Origin of the sequence: Treponema sp., from assembly GCF_051883275.1 — a bacterium.
Taxonomy (GTDB): Bacteria; Spirochaetota; Spirochaetia; order Treponematales; family Treponemataceae; genus Treponema_D.
Genome location: NZ_JBJETK010000023.1, coordinates 138,288 through 153,870, shown reverse-complemented (window position 1 = coordinate 153,870; position 15,583 = coordinate 138,288). Strand labels below are relative to the sequence as shown.

Below are 15,583 nucleotides of genomic sequence, written 5' to 3'. Positions count from 1 at the left end.
TGGCAGCTGCGGAGATTAATGTTCTGTTAAGGGAATCTCAGAAAAATTCATGATTTTTTGAGGCTTCCTTAAAGAATGGCTATGTTAAGTTTGAAGAGCATTATAATAGTGACACAGAAGTGCCTTTTACAAGAGAACAACTGGCAGAAATCTTTTATGAGCTGTTTCTGCCCTTAAACGTAAAAGGTATGGGCTAGTCACGACGACTTAAAAAACGCAGTTGTTGGTAGAGTTAATAAAAATTTCTGGGATGCAAATAAGAAAGGTTATAAAAAAGCGTTAAAAGCATTCTTTGCAGATTTTTTTGAAAACAATACTTTGGCTGATTTTTTAACACAGAAAAAGAAGTGCAAATAGACTACGCAAAAAAGTTTAGGTTGCTTTCTAAAAAGATGGAGTTGGGAAACAAGTAGTCTTATTGTAATCATTCCAGTCTTTCACATAATCATCTGAAAAGCTCCTAAGTTGAACGTATTTTTTTACAAGACGTTTTACTGTTGGCTCTACATCGCTAAGAAAAATACGTTTTTCAAGACTTTTATTTGAAAGAACAAGTTTAATTCTATGTAAAAATGAAACATCACTTTTACTTGAACCTTGTAGAAGCTTTATCGGAAAACAAGAAACTCTGTCTGAATATCCAGTCTGATGCAACATTTGCAAAGTAATTTTTTTTCCTATTTTCTTTAGCTTCTTGCGAACAGTTCGTAATTCAATTCTATCCTTGATAAACTGGGCTAAGTTCATAAATAAGTTCTACTTTACCCTGCAAAATCAAATGTTCAAACAAAAAACTCCTTTTGCCAATACTTTTTCAGAACATAGCCAAGAAAAAAAATGAGGAGCGTTATTCTTTCGGAGGTTCTTCCGGGGCTTTTGTTTCAGCGGGCTTTGGCTCGGCTTTTTGCCTTCTGATTTTTGGCGGCCGCTTTCTGTAGTTTACAACATAGTTTCCCAGGGAAATAAAAAAAATAGTAAACACTGCGGCTGCAATGATTCGTATGTCTTTTAAAACGGAAATGCAGAGCGCAGATAGGGCTGAAATATCCATATTGAATTTATCGGCAGTTTTCAATATAAACTTATGTTAAACGTTGCAAAAGATAAGCGCGCTTAAAAAGGATAATAGTTTTTGCGAAGTTTGCGTTGCAAGCTTTTATCAGCTGCATACTGTGATTGAAAATCCAGCTTGTGAATTGCCGGAAAATTCCGCCGGTTTTTCAGCTGGTTTTACGGGAGCGAAAATGACTGGAATTGTAGACTACAATGCGGGAAATATAAAGAGTGTGGAGCATGCGCTTGAGTTTCTTGGGGCTTCTTATATTCTTTCAGGAAAGCCGTCTGAGCTGGAAAATGTTGACAGGATTATTTTTCCGGGGGTAGGGGATGCCGCCTATGCCATGGGGCAGCTCCGGGAAACCGGCTTTGATTCGTTTTTAAAGGACTGGGCAAAGTCAGGCAGACCGCTTTTGGGAATTTGCCTCGGCTCTCAGATTGTGTTTGACTACAGCGAAGAGGGCGACACAAAGTGCCTGGGGCTTTTGGAAGGCAGCATAAGGCATTTTTCTTCTATCACGGGGGAAGAGCTGCCCGACGGACTGAAAGTTCCGCACATAGGATGGAATAATGTGGAATTTGCAAACGGCGGTTCTCCGCTGCTTGATGGAATTCCTTCAGGCTCTGATTTTTATTTTGTGCACTCTTACGTTATTCAGCCCAGCGACTCATCTGTGGTGAAAGGCTATGCGGATTACGGAATAAAAGTTCCGGCCGTGGTTGAAAAAGACAATATAGCGGTTTTTCAGTTTCACCCTGAAAAGTCAGGCGAGTGCGGCCTTAGAATCCTGAGGAATTTTGTTGCCGCTGATATTTCCGCTGAGGGAGGAATTTAAAATGCTGAAGAAAAGAATAATTATCTGTCTTGATGTAAAGGATGGGCGCACTACAAAAGGCGTGAAATTTAAGAACAATGTTGATATCGGTGACCCTGTGGAAATGGCGGCTGAGTATTACCGACAGGGAGTTGACGAGCTTGTTTTTTACGACATAATGGCGAGCGCAAGAGGCAGAGGTCCTATACTTGACTTGATTGCCAGGGTCGCATCCCAGATTTTTATACCTTTTTGTGTCGGCGGCGGAATCGGAACGCTCGAGGATATCCGCTCAACAATTCTTGCCGGTGCGGAAAAAGTTTCGCTTAATTCGCAGGCTGTAAAGAACCCTGATCTTATAAGGCAGGGCGCGCGTGTTTTTGGAAACCAGTGCATTGTTCTGGGTATGGATGCTGCAAGGGATTCTGCAATGCCGAGCGGTTACAGGGTGTTTATCAACGGCGGAAGAACAGCAACAGAGCTTGATGCTCGTGAATGGGCAATGCAGGCTGTGGAGCTTGGCGCCGGAGAAATTGTGCTGAATTCTATTGATGCCGATGGAACAAAAAACGGCTATGAAATAAATCTTACAAGGATGATTTCCGAGGCTGTTTCTGTTCCCGTGATTGCAAGCGGCGGCGGCGGCGAGCCTTCCCATCTGGCGCAGGTTCTTTCAGACGGAAAAGCAGATGCGGCTTTGATAGCTTCCATGGTTCATTCCGGAGCCTACACTGTTTCTTCTATAAAGAAATCCCTGGAGCAGGAGGGAATTCCAGTCCGCTCTGTGTAGGCTGGAATTTCCTCAGTTTAGGGGCGGCTACCAGATTGCGCCTTCGTAAATAAGCCCCTGTTCTCCGTCGATGGAAACTGAAAGGTTGTCCTCGAGAATTTTGCATGCATCGGGAACATTCTGGATGTATACAAGGTTCGGGTTTATCAGCTTCATGTTTTCTTCGTGGAGATCGCTTCCTGTTTCTGAAATAACTCCGTCTACAATTCGGAGCACGGGAATCATGTCTTCAGTTATTCTTCCGCATACAAGAATTGTGCTGTAGTTTAGCTTTACCGTGGCGCGGATTTCGGCGATGTCTTCCGCGTGGATTATGCGTCCGCAGATTTTCTGCTTTTCAGGATTGCAGAATCCGAACGATGTTCCCCTGGCGATGATGTTTCCTACAATCAGAACACGTATTGTGTTTACCATGAGCGGGCTTGAAAGAGGAATTCCTGCGCAGACAACAACTCTGTCTGAAAGCTTTACAAGTCCGTTTTCTATTGCAAGCTTCACCGCATTCTGGATCATCATGTCCGAATCCCCTGCAATACGGCATAGAACAGGTGTTACGCCCCACTGAATCATGAGCTGCCGCTGAACTTTTTTGTCCGGCGTTACAGCGATTACAATCTGCTCAGGACGGAAGCTGCCGATCATTCTTGCGGTGTTTCCATGCAGGGTTGGAATGATTATTGCCTTTGCCTTTATGTTTTTTGAAAGCTTGTATGCGCTGTGAGCCACCATGTGTCCTACTTCTGTGCCGGGAACATAGTCCGAGTCGATTTTACGCATGTGCTCCTTGTACTCGATTGAATCTTCGGTTGTGCGCGCTATGAGAGCCATTGTCTGCACAGATTCAACCGGGTATTTTCCTCCGGCGGTTTCACCTGAAAGCATGAGGGCATCTGTTCCGTCAAAGATTGCGTTTGCAACATCTGTGAGCTCCGCTCTGGTAGGCCGCGGATTTATTATCATGGAGTCAAGCATCTGCGTTGCGGTTATGACAGGTTTTCCTGCGGTGTGGCAGCAGCGTATGATTGCTTTCTGCGCAAGTGGAATTCTTTCAGTGGGAAGCTGAACTCCGAGGTCGCCGCGTGCAACCATTATTCCGTCAGCCTCGCATATTATTTTTTCTATGTTGTTCAGCCCTTCTTCATTTTCGATTTTTGCAATTATGCGCGCTTTTGCTCCCAGGGATTTAAGGTATTCCTTTATCTGCACAACTTCCTCAGGAAAGCTTACAAAGCTTGCCGCTACAAAGTCAATGTCCTGGGTTGCCCCGAACTTCAGGTCTTCTCTGTCTTTGTCGGACATGATTGGAAGCCCTGCGTGAATTCCTATGAGGTTCACATTTTTTTTGCTTCCGAATGTGCCGGAATTTGATGCAGTGCATATAATTTTTTCGTCTTCGATTTTCTGCACAACAAGTTCAATCAGTCCGTCGGCAATCAGAATTTTTACTCCGGGGAATAATTTTTTCGGGGCTTCCTTCCATGAAATTGAAATTGTGCACGGAGTTTTTTCCGAGGCGTTTTTGCAGATACAGTCATCGGCTGTGACAACAACTGTTTCTCCGCATGAAAGCTGAATGTTGTTTTCTCCGTCGATTAGGCCGGTGCGGATTTCGGGGCCTTTTGTGTCCAGCATAATTGCAACAGGAATATCTATTTCAGCGGAAACTCTGCGTACTCTGTCCATTGCCTGCTTGTGCCATTCATAGGTTCCGTGTGAAAAATTGAAGCGGGCTATGTTCATTCCGGCTTTTATCATTGCGCGGATTGTTTCGTCATTATCGCAGGCGGGGCCTATTGAGCATACGATTTTAGTTTTTCTAGTGAGCATTTATTCCTCCGGTGAATAGGTTTTCTGGTTAACCTAAATTGCTATTCTGCTATGTATCTGGCGCGGCTGGTTTCTGTTTCAAACACATCGACGGCATAAAGCCATGCCTTTGATTCATCGCTTTTTTTCAGGAGCGGAATTTTTTCTATGATGCGGTTGAAAATGAAAACGGCAATCCGTTCCGCGCTGGGATTTTGCTGGAAAGCCTTGATGTCGTTCAGGTTTGTGTGATCGATTTCAGAGCAGACTTCTCTGAGTGTTTTTTTCAGGCGGGAAAAATCCATGAGCATTCCGCCTTCGTCAAGCTCTGTTCCCCTGACGTGCGCGAACACTTTGTAATTGTGTCCATGGAGATTTTCGCATTTTCCGTTGTAGTCCTTCAGAAAGTGCGCGGCGGAAAAATCAGCAGTAACTCTAACTTCAAACATAATATAAATTATACTATTTTTTTTTCACTATGAAAACATTGGGCGAGTTTAAAAAATTGAACTTCTGCCGGATTAACAGAATATTGACAATTTCTTTTTCGCGTATTAATATTCCGCTCATGGACAAAGATGTCAGAAATTTTTTTCTGGCATCTTTTTTTTTAAATTCCGGAGGCGGCTATGAAAGATGAAAAGCTTCATATCCACACAATGCAGTCGTATTTGGTTTTTAAAACTGAAAAATTTTATCAGCGTGTAATATGCGACAAAGGAATTTCGCATTTCTATAGTTTCAGTATTCCGGATAAGCAGGATGAAAAAATCACCCTGATGCCAGACGGCTGCTCAAATATTCTTTTTGAATATTCTCCGAACAACATGAAGTCATATTTTATCGGAAACATAGATGCCTGCACTGATTTTCAGCTCAGGAAAAACGCCGACTATTTTGGAATCAGATTTGAGCCTGGGGAAAATCCGTTTTTGTTCAGGCAGGAAGCAAAGGATTTAGTTTCCCAGAAAATTCCGCTGGGAGATTTTGGCATCATGGAAAATCTTGAAGAAAAAATGAGCGGACAGAAAACTTTTACAACCCGGATGTGCACTTTCATGGAGGAGTATCTGAATTTCCTGAAGCAAACAAAGAAGGGGCATTGCCAGCTTTTTGTTCAGATGGTGAGGCTTGTGGTGCGCAAAAACGGAATTATAAAAATCAGCGAGCTTGAAAAGCTTTCAGGATATTCAAACCGCTATATAAATCTTCTGTTTGAAACAAACCTCGGGTGCAGCGCAAAGCAGTTTTGCTCCATGGTAAAAATGCATTCTGTTCTTCATTTTCTGAATTACGGCGGAAAAGAATCGTTTGCGAATTTTTCAAACCGCTATGATTTTTATGACCAGAGCCATTTTGTACATTCATTTAAAATTTTTACGGGAATGACACCTTCGCAGTACATTGATGCTATAAAAAAATCCTGCTATCAGTCGCGGGTGCTCAACTGGGGTCAGGATTTTCAGGCCTAGCGGAAATTAGAAAATCTGTTTTCAATCGGACTTTGCATTTTGGAAGCCTTCTCTGTTTTTACGGATGTTCCGTAAACAGAAAAAAAATTCCGGGAAGAAAAAATAAAGCGTGAATATTTCGGGGCGCGGAAATTTTTGACTGCAATTTTTTACAATAATTTTTTTCAGGCTTTGTATATCTTTTTTTCAGGTTGCTGCGAAAACTTCTAGAGCCTTGGTTTTAGGGAAAACGCTGCTTTTTAGTATTTCAAAAAAATATAAAAAACAGCAGGAAAGTGCCGGTTAGTCGCTTTAAGTGTCAGTCTGCATTTTCTTAAGATGTCTGGAGCCGAATGGAAGTCCCTGAAAATTTTTTTGCGGCATTCCAAATTTTATTCATTGAGGTGTTTTTATGATGAAGAAAATTGAAAGACTTGTTCTTGTTTTTTTTACATTCAGCCTGGCGTTTTGTTTGAGCTCGTGCAGCAAAAAGCCTAAAGAGGAAGTCTATGTTTACAACGGAAAACCTGAATACGCTGAATTCGCTGCTCAGGTGAAGGGAAAGCTCCGGGTCGGAATTGAGTGCGCTTATGCTCCGTTCAACTGGACTCAGCCCACAAAGGTTGTTCCGAATCATCCTGAATATGAGGCGGCTCCAATCTATGGTTCGCCTGACTACTGCTTTGGCTTTGATGTGATTTTTTCAAAAATGCTCGCGGACGAAATGGGGCTTCAGCTTGAAATTCACAAGAACGACTGGGCTTCAATCTGGCTTGGTCTGAAGGGCGGCGATTATGACCTTGTGGAATCGGGCAGCATTTATTCAGAAGAAAGAGATACCTTCCTTGATTACATTCATCCTTACTACAACCGCTACAATGTGATTATCGTAAAAAAGGACAGCCCCTATGCTTCGTACACAAGGCTTGAGCAGTTCAAGGGATTGAAATTCACAACACAGATAAACACAAACTGGCCTGCCTATATCAACCAAGTGCCTGACCCGATTATTCTTCCGTATCCTGACACATGCACTGAAGTTATCATGAAAGTTGCGATGGGCGATGTTGACTGCGGTGTCATGGACTGGCCTACAGCTTATTCAGGCTGCCTGAGCAATCCAAATGTTGTGATTGTAAAACTTGACAAGGATTCTGATTTTGTAACTCCTGAAGGCGCGTCCGACGTCTGCACTCCGTCTGTTATTGAAGGAAACACTGTTGCGGTTGAAGCCCTGAAGAAAGCAATGGAAGCTATCGGCTGGAATCAGGAATCAATGGATAAATACATGAAGCTTGCGATTGAAACGCAGCCTTTGAGCAACTGACAACTTTCGCTGATTAACCGTTGCGGCGGTTAGTCAGTTTTATGCTGTCATGTTCCTGTGCGTGCATTGGAGCATGGCTTGCAGTTTGTCTTTTACAAACTTTTTGGAGGATAGTATCTTTGAAATTCTCCGGTGATTTTTTTTGGGAAGCTTGAAAACCTGAAGGTTTAAAAACTTCCGTTTTGTGAGGGCTGCTTATGAATGAAAAAAGTCTGCTGTTCTGGGTTTGGATGATATTCAAAAATTACTGGGGATATTTTGTAAAGGGAACTGTCCTTACCTTGGAAATAGCAATCATCGGAACTATACTTGGCTATTGCCTGGGATTTGCCATCGGGCTTGTTCAGGCTACTCCGGTTTCAAAGGGCGATGGATTACTCAAGAAAATTTCATATAGAATTTTAAAGCCTCTGTGCGCCGCTTTTGTTTCAGTGTTCCGCGGAACTCCGATGATGGTGCAGGCGATGGTTTTTTATTACGGCCTGAAAAATCAGGGAGTTGATATTTCACCTTTTTTAGCATCGCTGATTGTGCTTATGATGAACACAGGCGCCTATATGGCGGAAACAGTTCGCGGCGGAATTATTTCCATTGACCACGGACAGTTTGAAGGCGGCTATGCGCTTGGAATGGGGCACACAAAAACAATGTTTGTTGTTATTCTTCCTCAGGCGTTCAGAAATATAATTCCAGAGATGGTCAATCAGTTTCTGACAAATTTGAAAATGACTTCAGTGCTCAACGTCATAGGCGTTTACGAGCTTTACTTTGCAACAAAAAGCGCGGCTGGAATTTACTACAGGTATTTTGAATCATACATAATCTGCGCGATTTTTTATTACATAATCTGTACGGTCTTTACAAAAATTCTGAAGGAAGCTGAAAAGAGAATTTTCAGACAAAAAGACTATGAGCTTGCAGTTGAATACATGAGCGGAAGCGCTGAATAAAAGAGGTTGCAGATGGAAAAAGAACCGATGTTGAAAGTCGAGCATCTTGTAAAAAGTTTCGGCACGCATGAAGTTTTAAAGGATCTGGATTTTTCCGTAAACAAGGGCGAAGTTATATGCGTGATAGGCTCTTCCGGCTCCGGAAAATCCACAATGCTTAGGTGTATAAACGGTCTTGAAACAAAAACCGGCGGCCGGATATTTTTTGAGGGAAAAGAAATTCTTTCAGGCTCAAAGGAGCTTGCGAAATTCCGCACAAAAGTTGGAATGGTTTTTCAGTCATTCAATCTGTTCAACAATATGACTGTTTTGCAGAACTGCATGGCTGGAACAACAAAGGTTTTAAAAATGAACAAGGAAGATGCAAAATTTCTTGCTATAAAATATCTTAGAAAAGTTGGAATGGCTCCTTATATAAATGCCATGCCGGCTCAGCTTTCGGGCGGACAGAAACAGCGCGTGGCAATAGCAAGGGCATTGACAATGGAACCCCAGATGCTTTTGTTTGACGAGCCTACAAGCGCACTGGATCCTGAGATGGTCGGAGAAGTTCTTGGCGTTATGAAGAATCTTGCAAAGGACGGACTCACCATGATGATTGTCACTCATGAGATGGCATTTGCAAGGGATGTTTCCACGCGTACAATTTTCATGGATCAGGGAGTTATTGTGGAGAATGATATTTCTGAAGTGATTTTTAAAAATCCGCGCACTGCCCGCATGAAGGAATTCTTAAAAAGATATATGGAGGCTTAGAAAACGATGGAGAATTTTACAATTACAGTTGCAAGAGGCTTTGGTTCCGGCGGAAAGGAAATAGCTTCAAAAGTGGCGGCGCGGCTGAACATTCACTGCTACGAAAACAGAATACTGACGCTTGCTTCCCAGATGAGCGGAATCGACAGGCAGATTTTTGAAGAGGTCAACGAAAAGCTTCATCAGAAAAAAAAGGGAATATCCGCATTGCTCAAGGGTCTGCCGCGAAGAAAAACACCATCTCCTGAAAGAAACGGTTTTGTAAGCAACGATGAGCTTTATAATTATGAAAAGCAGATTATAATTGATCTTGCAAACACGGAAAGCAGTGTCATTGTGGGAAAAGCCGCCGACTGGGTTTTAAAAGATAATCCGCGTGTGCTGAGCGTTTATATCGAAGCGCCCCGCTCATTCTGCCGTCCGCGTATAATGGAAAAGCTTGGAGTCAGCGCGGAGACAGCTGATATTTCAATTACAGAAACTGACAGGTACCGCGCAGAATATTATGATTACTACACCGGCGGAAATTACTGGACAAATCCCGTGAACTATGACATCACGCTGAATACTGCCCGGCTTGGAATTGACGGCTGCGTGGAAATGATTCTTCATGCGCTGTGCACAAAATTTCCTGATATAGTTCTTCCGCTTCCGCAGGAACAAAAAGCAGAAAACAATCAGTGAATGGCATTTTGATTTTTTTACGGGAGGTTTGAATGTTATCTGTAAAAGGCCCTTTTTTATATGCGACGGATTTTGTAAACAAAAATACTCCGGGCGAAACAGACGCCGACAAGACGGATTTTTTATTTAAAGCGCTTTTGTCGGAAATTGAAGCTGCCGGCTCCTGTGTGCAGGATGTTATCGCTGTTCAGAAATTTGTTGCTCCCGGATATGACAATTCAATTACAAAAGAAATTTATTCAAAATATTTCAAGCCTTACAAGCCTTCACTTACAGTTGTCACTTTTGAAAATCTTAGTGAAGTCGGCGGCGGTGAAAATGACGTGTGCAAAATTCTTGTTCTTGCAGTAAAGGGTTGCAGCCGGAATGAAGAATACAATGGAATCAAACTTGACAGAACTGTTTATCCTTCAGGTTCTCCGCTGGAGGAAGTTCTGGGATATAGCCGAGCTGTAAAAGCCGGGCCGTTTATTTTTGTCGGCGGAACAACATCAGTGCTCCCTGACAAAACTGTTTTCGGCGCGGGAGATTCAAAGGCACAGGATGAATTTATCTGGAAAAAGATAACGGGCTTTGCAGAAAAATGCGGAGCTTCGTTGCAGGATATTGTCAAGGTGAAAAAATTCGTTGTCCCTGAATATGTCTGTTCTGGATCCGGTATGCCTGTTGATGACTGCAAAGAGCCTAAGACTGAAACTGTGCGAATTCAAAAACTTACGCGCCCCGGGCAGTTTGAGGAAACGGAACTGTGCGCTGTCGCAGGAATTTCTTCAGGCAGCGTCGAAAAAAGCTTTGCTGATTTTTTTGATGAATTGTAGGGCAATTTGCTTTTGGAAAAATATTAGAACCCTTGAAAAAATTCTTTTTTTTGAGATAATTTTTAGCATTGAATAAATCTGTTCAGTCATTCATTTAAAATGAATGTAAGATGGCTTTTGTCTACTAAAGTTTGCGTTGCAAATTTCTGCATTACAAATGTGCTTAAAAAGTCAAATCGGAAATAAAAACTTTCTCATTGGCTTTTTTTACGGGAGGCTTTGCGTGTTTGTATATCATATTCCCACAAAAATTTATTTTGGTGAAAATCAGTTGAACTTTCTTTCTGATGCAGTTTCCGGCTTTGGAAAAAAAGCTCTGCTTGTTTACGGCGGCGGCTCTATAAAAAAAAATGGAGTCTATGATTCAATTCTTCTTCAGATGAAAAATTCCGGCGTTCAGATTTTTGAGCTTTCTGGAATTGAGCCGAATCCAAAGGTTGATTCTGTGCGCAGGGGAATATCGCTGTGCAAGTCGGAGAAAATTGATTTTGTTATAGCTGCCGGCGGCGGCTCTGTTATGGATGCCGGAAAATTTATATGTGCCGGTGCCTGCGCGGAACATGACGTCTGGGAATTTATTTCTTCCGGCCGCCCTGTAAAAAAAGCACTTCCGCTTTTTTGTGTTCTTACAGTTTCTGCAACAGGCTCCGAGATGGACAACACGGCTGTTTTGAATAATCCTGAAACAATGGAAAAGCGCGCGCTGATTGATGACAAGCTTTTTCCAGTTGCATCCTTCTGCGACCCGGCTCTGACTTATTCAGTGAACGCTTATCAGACTGCCTGCGGGAGCGCTGACATTCTGAGCCACTTGATGGAAGTGTATTTTAACCGCAATCAAAATCTTTTTATGCTTGACACTCAGATGGAAGGCATGATGCGGACTGTTGTAAAGTTTGCGCCGGTTGCTGTTGCCGAGCCTGAAAATTATGAGGCGCGGGCAAATCTTATGTGGACTTCAACATGGGCAATAAACGGATATATTTACGGCTGCAAAAAAAATCCATGGAGCTGTCATGCGATTGAACATCAGCTTAGCGCAGTTTATGACATAACCCATGGACTTGGTCTGGCAATAATAACGCCGCGGTGGATGGAGTTTGTGTTGGATGAATCGAACGCTGAAAAATTCTGCCGCTTTGGAAAAGAAGTTTTTGGCATTGAAAGCAGCGGACACAGCATTCAGGATGCGCGCAGGGCGATTGACTGTCTGAAGGATTTTTTCTACAGCAAGCTTAATTTAAAAAGCACCCTGTCTGAAATAAACATTGACTGTTCCCATTTTGAATCAATGGCTAAAAATGCCTGTTCCCCGGCAGGCTATATAAACGGATGGAAAAAACTCTATCCTGATGATGTTGTGCAGATATACAAAAACTGCCTTTAGTTTTTTTACCATGAAGGAAGTGCTGGTTAGTCATTAAAAATGCCAATCAGCACTTCCTGAATTTTCACTTTGAAATTTTAATCCACAAGAATTTTTCAGGAAGTCTTAAAAGTTTTCAGCTCCATTCAGGGGTGTGCCACAAATTCAGCGTTGTTCCGATTCCATTTTTTATTGCGCTGTCATAGCACACGCGTCCCCATGCTACATCTTCTGTGGGCATTCCGCCTACGGCAAAAATTATTATCTGCTGCTCAGAATCCCTCGGGGCGGTTTTTCCATTTACAATGTCGCCGATTTCCGAGATTTGCTCTTCGGTTATAATTTTTTCGGTTATGGCATCATAAAATCCCATTCCAATCAAAGTGGAAACATTTTTTTGCGTTGGGAATTCCCTGCCTGTTCCCCAGCCTGCGTACATTTTATAGTCGTCGCAGATGAGCTTGTATTTTTTTGTGTCGCTCCAGTTTTTGTGATTCATAAGCAGCGCGCTTGTGCTTATAATCAGAGCGCCCGGCTTTATCCATTTTTCGTCCAGGAAAGGATTGTCCTCGAACACGGCGGCGTTTGTTGTTCCGAAGTAAACAATGTCGCTGTCCTTTGCGGCTTCCTCAACAGAATTGCATATCATGAATTCCTTGAACGTCGGGCAATTTTCCTTGCAGAACAAAATAAAGTCATCTATTCCTTTTTGAGAGCGCCCCTTTATTTTAATAGTGGAAACACTTTTCTTTTCCGCATAAATTGCAAGAGCCGCTGTCCGTCCCATTACACCCGGCCCGATTATCGAAGCTGTCTTTGGCTCCTTTACTGCAAGGTGCCGGATTCCAAGCCCTGGCACAGCTCCTGTCCGCATTGAGCTGATTAAATTTGCGGACATATAGGAATATGGCGCGCCGGTCTGCGAATCCAAAAGCTGAAGCATCAGAACCGATCTCGGAAGCCCCTTCTTCCTGTTTTCCTGATTCGAGCCGTAAGTTTTTATTCCGCAGGTATGGAATTTTCCACCGAGATATGCGGGCATCGCCATGAATCTATAATCAGGCTTGTTTGTAGGAAATCCGTTTATTTCTGAAGTTTCAGGAAATCCCATTTTCAGACCGTGCTCGTTTCCGCTGCTTCCTCCCATTCTGTAGTCGCCTTTTCCGATAAGCGAAAAATGCTCTTCCATTGTGTCAATGCATTTTTTCATGTCCTTTACACCGCAGGAAATCAAATCCTGCTCGCTCAGAAAAAGAATGTCGATGTTTGGAAAAATATTTTCATCCATCTGTATGCCTCCTGTTAAAATTCAAATTTCAATTTTATAAAAGTGATGGTTTCGTTCTTTGAAAATAATTTTAGCTAGAAAAAAAACTATTCCAATGCGATTTTTTACAAGAGAAATACAGAAGATAATTCTACATTTTATGCGAGAGGAAAAACATGAATCGAATTGCCGAACATCCAATTTTAGGAATTCCAGAAAAAGGAAAACTTGTGTCATTCACTCTTGACGGAAAGGAAATGCAGGGCTATGAAGGAGAGCCTGTCGCAGCCGCGCTTAAAGCTGCCGGAATCCTCAAGCACAGGGAAACTTCAAAGCTTCATCTGCCGCGCGGAATTTTCTGTGCAATCGGACGGTGCACTGACTGTGTTATGGTTGTGGACGGAATTCCGAATACAAGAACCTGTGTTACGCCCCTGAAGCAGGGAATGAAAGTGCAGACACAGTACGGATGTTCCGCGGAAAAAAAATGGTAGCGTTGATAAAGTGCAAGAGGTTGCAATGGAAAGATATAATTTAATTGTTGTTGGAGCAGGCCCCGCCGGACTGAGCGCCGCTATTGAGGCAAAAAAACAGGGAATGAGCGTTATTGTCTTTGATGAAAACCACAGGCCGGGCGGACAGCTTTTTAAGCAGATTCATAAATTTTTCGGCTCAAAGGAACACAAGGCAAAAATCCGCGGATTCAATATTGGAACAATGCTGCTGAAAGAAGCTTCCGATGCCGGCGTTGTTGTAAAGCTTGATGCCGTTGTTTCTGGAATTTACGAAAATAAGGAAGTCACTGTAATTCATGACAAAACAGTTTACCATTACAAGGGCGACTGCGTGATTGTTGCAACCGGAGCCTCTGAAAACATGGTTCCTTTCAAGGGCTGGACACTTCCCGGAGTGATTGGAGCTGGAGCCGCCCAGACACTGATGAATCTTCATGGCATAAAGCCCGGAAATAAAATCCTTATGCTCGGCTCGGGAAACGTCGGGCTTGTTGTGAGCTTTCAGCTTTTGCAGGCAGGCTGCGATGTTGTTGCCCTGGTGGATGCCGCTCCCAGAATCGGAGGCTACGGCGTGCATGCGAGCAAGCTTTCAAGAACCGGAGTTCCGTTTTATCTTGGATACACAATAAAGGAAGTGAAGGGAACTGAAAAAGTTGAAGGCGTTGTAATTGCAAAGCTTGATGAGCATTTTAAACTTATCCCAGGCAGCGAAATTGAATTCAGCGCGGACACTGTTTGTGTTGCAGTCGGCTTAAGCCCCATGAGCCAGCTTTTGAAAATGGCGGGCTGCAAAATGGAAGACAATCCCAGACGCGGCGGTCAGGTTCCGCTCATAGATGAATTCGGTGAAACTTCTGTAAAGGGAATTTTTGCCGCAGGAGATGTCGGCGGAATTGAAGAAGCCAGCGCGGCCATGATAAAGGGAAGAACAGCAGGTCTCAGAGCGGCTTACAGGCTCGGCTTTGTTCAGGAAGAAAAAATGGGCGATTCCTCCGGCGCATACAAAAAAGAGCTTGACTCGCTCAGGCAGGGAATGTTTGCTCCTTCAAACAGAGGAAAAATTATTTCAAAGACGGACGAAGGAATTGACATCAGCACAGTGCTTCTGACAAAAGGCTATTTGACTGACGAAGAGATTTCTTCATTCCCGGGAGTTACAAGACAAAAGGGAATCCACCCCGTTATTGAATGTACGCAGAATATTCCCTGCAATCCATGCCAGGAAGCCTGCAAAAAAAACTGCATAAAAATCGGAGCCTGCATAACTTCGCTTCCGCAGGTTGAAAATCCGTGTTCATGCACCGGCTGCGGAATGTGTGTCGCAAGCTGTTCCGGTCAGGCGATTTTTCTTGTTGACGAAGATTTTGAGCCGGACTTTGCAAGCATTACGCTTCCCTATGAATTTCTTCCTCTTCCGCAGAAAGGCGAAAAGGGATTCGGACTTAGCCGCAGCGGAGAAAAAATTTGCAGCGCGGAAGTTGTTGAAGTGCGGACAAGCCCGGCGTTTGACCACACTTCTTTGCTCACGATAAAAGTTCCAAAGGAATTTTCAATGCGTGCCAGGTTCTACAAAGCAAACCTTGAATAGCTCATGTTGGGGTATGCAGTCGTAGAGTGAATAAAAACTTTGCGTGAAATAACGCTGGAATTGATTTTTTACGGGAGAAATATGAACGACAGATTGAAATATAAAACAGAATATGTGCCAGGCCCAGATGACGACATGGTTATTTGCCGCTGTGAAGAAATCACAAAGGGCGAAATCCGGAAGGCTGTCCACGAAGGAATTGTTACTATCACGGAACTGCGGCGGTATCTGCGCTGCGGAATGGGACTTTGCCAGGGACAGACATGCGCAAGACTCGTAAAGGGAATTGTGGCAGCAGAACTGGCAGCTGACCCTTCGCTTGTTCAGCCTGCAACAAGCAGAGGTCCTGTCCGCCCGACAGAGATGAGCATTTTAGCTTCGGAGGTTTTGTAGA

Annotated in this window: 17 protein-coding genes; 12 read left to right on the top strand and 5 right to left on the bottom strand. The window is 43.3% G+C overall.

The genetic code is table 11. From position 1 onward, the window contains the following. Positions 1-384 precede the first annotated feature (384 nt). Together ACI4L0_RS03755 and ACI4L0_RS03750 are read right to left on the bottom strand one after the other, a co-directional pair. Positions 385-747, bottom strand: a complete 363-nt coding sequence (locus ACI4L0_RS03755; protein WP_439798833.1) for a hypothetical protein — start codon at positions 745-747, stop codon at positions 385-387. A gap of 100 nt (positions 748-847) precedes the next feature. Continuing rightward, the gene (locus tag ACI4L0_RS03750) at positions 848-1,051 is read right to left on the bottom strand and encodes a hypothetical protein (RefSeq protein ID WP_439798832.1); all 204 of its coding nucleotides are present in this window, start codon (positions 1,049-1,051) and stop codon (positions 848-850) included. Between the two features lie 193 nt (positions 1,052-1,244). On the opposite strand from ACI4L0_RS03750, the gene hisH reads away from it, so the two are divergent. Both hisH and hisF read left to right on the top strand, forming a co-directional pair. After that, complete coding sequence (gene hisH / locus ACI4L0_RS03745) at positions 1,245-1,892, top strand: imidazole glycerol phosphate synthase subunit HisH (RefSeq protein WP_439798831.1); 648 nt, start codon at positions 1,245-1,247, stop codon at positions 1,890-1,892. 1 nt (position 1,893) lies between these two features. After that, positions 1,894-2,661: an imidazole glycerol phosphate synthase subunit HisF gene (gene hisF / locus ACI4L0_RS03740; RefSeq protein WP_439798830.1), complete on the top strand. Its 768-nt coding sequence runs from the start codon at positions 1,894-1,896 to the stop codon at positions 2,659-2,661. Between the two features lie 27 nt (positions 2,662-2,688). Here hisF and pyk read toward each other — a convergent pair whose 3' ends face one another. Continuing rightward, a complete protein-coding gene (pyk, locus tag ACI4L0_RS03735; RefSeq protein ID WP_439798829.1) occupies positions 2,689-4,488 on the bottom strand; it encodes a pyruvate kinase in 1,800 nt (599 codons plus the stop codon). Positions 4,489-4,529: 41 nt separating this feature from the next. Continuing rightward, the gene (gene queD / locus ACI4L0_RS03730; RefSeq protein WP_439798828.1) at positions 4,530-4,916 is read right to left on the bottom strand and encodes a 6-carboxytetrahydropterin synthase QueD; all 387 of its coding nucleotides are present in this window, start codon (positions 4,914-4,916) and stop codon (positions 4,530-4,532) included. Positions 4,917-5,096: 180 nt separating this feature from the next. On the opposite strand from queD, the gene ACI4L0_RS03725 reads away from it, so the two are divergent. The 7 genes from ACI4L0_RS03725 to ACI4L0_RS03695 all read left to right on the top strand — a co-directional run bounded on the left by ACI4L0_RS03725 (position 5,097) and on the right by ACI4L0_RS03695 (position 11,840). Further along, the gene (locus ACI4L0_RS03725) at positions 5,097-5,939 is read left to right on the top strand and encodes a helix-turn-helix domain-containing protein (RefSeq protein ID WP_439798827.1); all 843 of its coding nucleotides are present in this window, start codon (positions 5,097-5,099) and stop codon (positions 5,937-5,939) included. A gap of 391 nt (positions 5,940-6,330) precedes the next feature. Next, positions 6,331-7,245: a transporter substrate-binding domain-containing protein gene (locus ACI4L0_RS03720; RefSeq protein WP_439798826.1), complete on the top strand. Its 915-nt coding sequence runs from the start codon at positions 6,331-6,333 to the stop codon at positions 7,243-7,245. Between the two features lie 197 nt (positions 7,246-7,442). Next, on the top strand, positions 7,443-8,195 hold the full coding sequence (locus ACI4L0_RS03715; RefSeq protein WP_439798825.1) for an amino acid ABC transporter permease: 753 nt from the start codon (positions 7,443-7,445) through the stop codon (positions 8,193-8,195). A gap of 12 nt (positions 8,196-8,207) precedes the next feature. Continuing rightward, on the top strand, positions 8,208-8,951 hold the full coding sequence (locus ACI4L0_RS03710) for an amino acid ABC transporter ATP-binding protein (protein WP_439798824.1): 744 nt from the start codon (positions 8,208-8,210) through the stop codon (positions 8,949-8,951). Positions 8,952-8,957: 6 nt separating this feature from the next. After that, the gene (locus ACI4L0_RS03705) at positions 8,958-9,635 is read left to right on the top strand and encodes an AAA family ATPase (protein WP_439798823.1); all 678 of its coding nucleotides are present in this window, start codon (positions 8,958-8,960) and stop codon (positions 9,633-9,635) included. 32 nt (positions 9,636-9,667) lie between these two features. Next, a complete protein-coding gene (locus tag ACI4L0_RS03700; protein ID WP_439798822.1) occupies positions 9,668-10,453 on the top strand; it encodes a Rid family hydrolase in 786 nt (261 codons plus the stop codon). Between the two features lie 223 nt (positions 10,454-10,676). Beyond that, positions 10,677-11,840 (top strand): iron-containing alcohol dehydrogenase, encoded by a 1,164-nt coding sequence (locus ACI4L0_RS03695; protein ID WP_439798821.1) that lies wholly within the window; start codon positions 10,677-10,679, stop codon positions 11,838-11,840. A 115-nt stretch (positions 11,841-11,955) separates the two neighbouring features. On the opposite strand, the gene ACI4L0_RS03690 is transcribed toward ACI4L0_RS03695, so the two are convergent. Beyond that, entirely contained in the window at positions 11,956-13,107 is a 1,152-nt protein-coding gene (locus tag ACI4L0_RS03690) for a tyramine oxidase subunit B (RefSeq protein WP_439798820.1), read from the bottom strand. A 155-nt stretch (positions 13,108-13,262) separates the two neighbouring features. On the opposite strand from ACI4L0_RS03690, the gene ACI4L0_RS03685 reads away from it, so the two are divergent. The 3 genes from ACI4L0_RS03685 (at position 13,263) to ACI4L0_RS03675 (ending at position 15,582) form a co-directional block, all read left to right on the top strand. Beyond that, positions 13,263-13,580: a (2Fe-2S)-binding protein gene (locus tag ACI4L0_RS03685; RefSeq protein ID WP_439798819.1), complete on the top strand. Its 318-nt coding sequence runs from the start codon at positions 13,263-13,265 to the stop codon at positions 13,578-13,580. 25 nt (positions 13,581-13,605) lie between these two features. Next, positions 13,606-15,189 carry an FAD-dependent oxidoreductase gene (locus tag ACI4L0_RS03680; RefSeq protein ID WP_439798818.1) on the top strand — a complete coding sequence of 528 codons (1,584 nt, stop codon included), beginning with the start codon at positions 13,606-13,608 and terminating at the stop codon, positions 15,187-15,189. 81 nt (positions 15,190-15,270) lie between these two features. Then, positions 15,271-15,582 (top strand): (2Fe-2S)-binding protein, encoded by a 312-nt coding sequence (locus ACI4L0_RS03675; protein WP_439798817.1) that lies wholly within the window; start codon positions 15,271-15,273, stop codon positions 15,580-15,582. Position 15,583 lies beyond the last annotated feature (1 nt).

Excerpts from the sequence above, each read along its gene's own strand:
- ACI4L0_RS03710 (WP_439798824.1), top strand. The coding sequence starts at position 8,208 with ATGGAAAAAGAACCGATGTTGAAAGTCGAGCATCTTGTAAAAAGTTTC.
- ACI4L0_RS03690 (WP_439798820.1), bottom strand. The coding sequence starts at position 13,107 with ATGGATGAAAATATTTTTCCAAACATCGACATTCTTTTTCTGAGCGAG.
- ACI4L0_RS03725 (WP_439798827.1), top strand. The coding sequence starts at position 5,097 with ATGAAAGATGAAAAGCTTCATATCCACACAATGCAGTCGTATTTGGTT.
- hisF (WP_439798830.1), top strand. The coding sequence starts at position 1,894 with ATGCTGAAGAAAAGAATAATTATCTGTCTTGATGTAAAGGATGGGCGC.
- ACI4L0_RS03680 (WP_439798818.1), top strand. The coding sequence starts at position 13,606 with ATGGAAAGATATAATTTAATTGTTGTTGGAGCAGGCCCCGCCGGACTG.
- ACI4L0_RS03720 (WP_439798826.1), top strand. The coding sequence starts at position 6,331 with ATGATGAAGAAAATTGAAAGACTTGTTCTTGTTTTTTTTACATTCAGC.
- ACI4L0_RS03755 (WP_439798833.1), bottom strand. The coding sequence starts at position 747 with ATGAACTTAGCCCAGTTTATCAAGGATAGAATTGAATTACGAACTGTT.
- pyk (WP_439798829.1), bottom strand. The coding sequence starts at position 4,488 with ATGCTCACTAGAAAAACTAAAATCGTATGCTCAATAGGCCCCGCCTGC.
- hisH (WP_439798831.1), top strand. The coding sequence starts at position 1,245 with ATGACTGGAATTGTAGACTACAATGCGGGAAATATAAAGAGTGTGGAG.
- queD (WP_439798828.1), bottom strand. The coding sequence starts at position 4,916 with ATGTTTGAAGTTAGAGTTACTGCTGATTTTTCCGCCGCGCACTTTCTG.
- ACI4L0_RS03675 (WP_439798817.1), top strand. The coding sequence starts at position 15,271 with ATGAACGACAGATTGAAATATAAAACAGAATATGTGCCAGGCCCAGAT.
- ACI4L0_RS03705 (WP_439798823.1), top strand. The coding sequence starts at position 8,958 with ATGGAGAATTTTACAATTACAGTTGCAAGAGGCTTTGGTTCCGGCGGA.
- ACI4L0_RS03700 (WP_439798822.1), top strand. The coding sequence starts at position 9,668 with ATGTTATCTGTAAAAGGCCCTTTTTTATATGCGACGGATTTTGTAAAC.
- ACI4L0_RS03750 (WP_439798832.1), bottom strand. The coding sequence starts at position 1,051 with ATGGATATTTCAGCCCTATCTGCGCTCTGCATTTCCGTTTTAAAAGAC.
- ACI4L0_RS03685 (WP_439798819.1), top strand. The coding sequence starts at position 13,263 with ATGAATCGAATTGCCGAACATCCAATTTTAGGAATTCCAGAAAAAGGA.
- ACI4L0_RS03715 (WP_439798825.1), top strand. The coding sequence starts at position 7,443 with ATGAATGAAAAAAGTCTGCTGTTCTGGGTTTGGATGATATTCAAAAAT.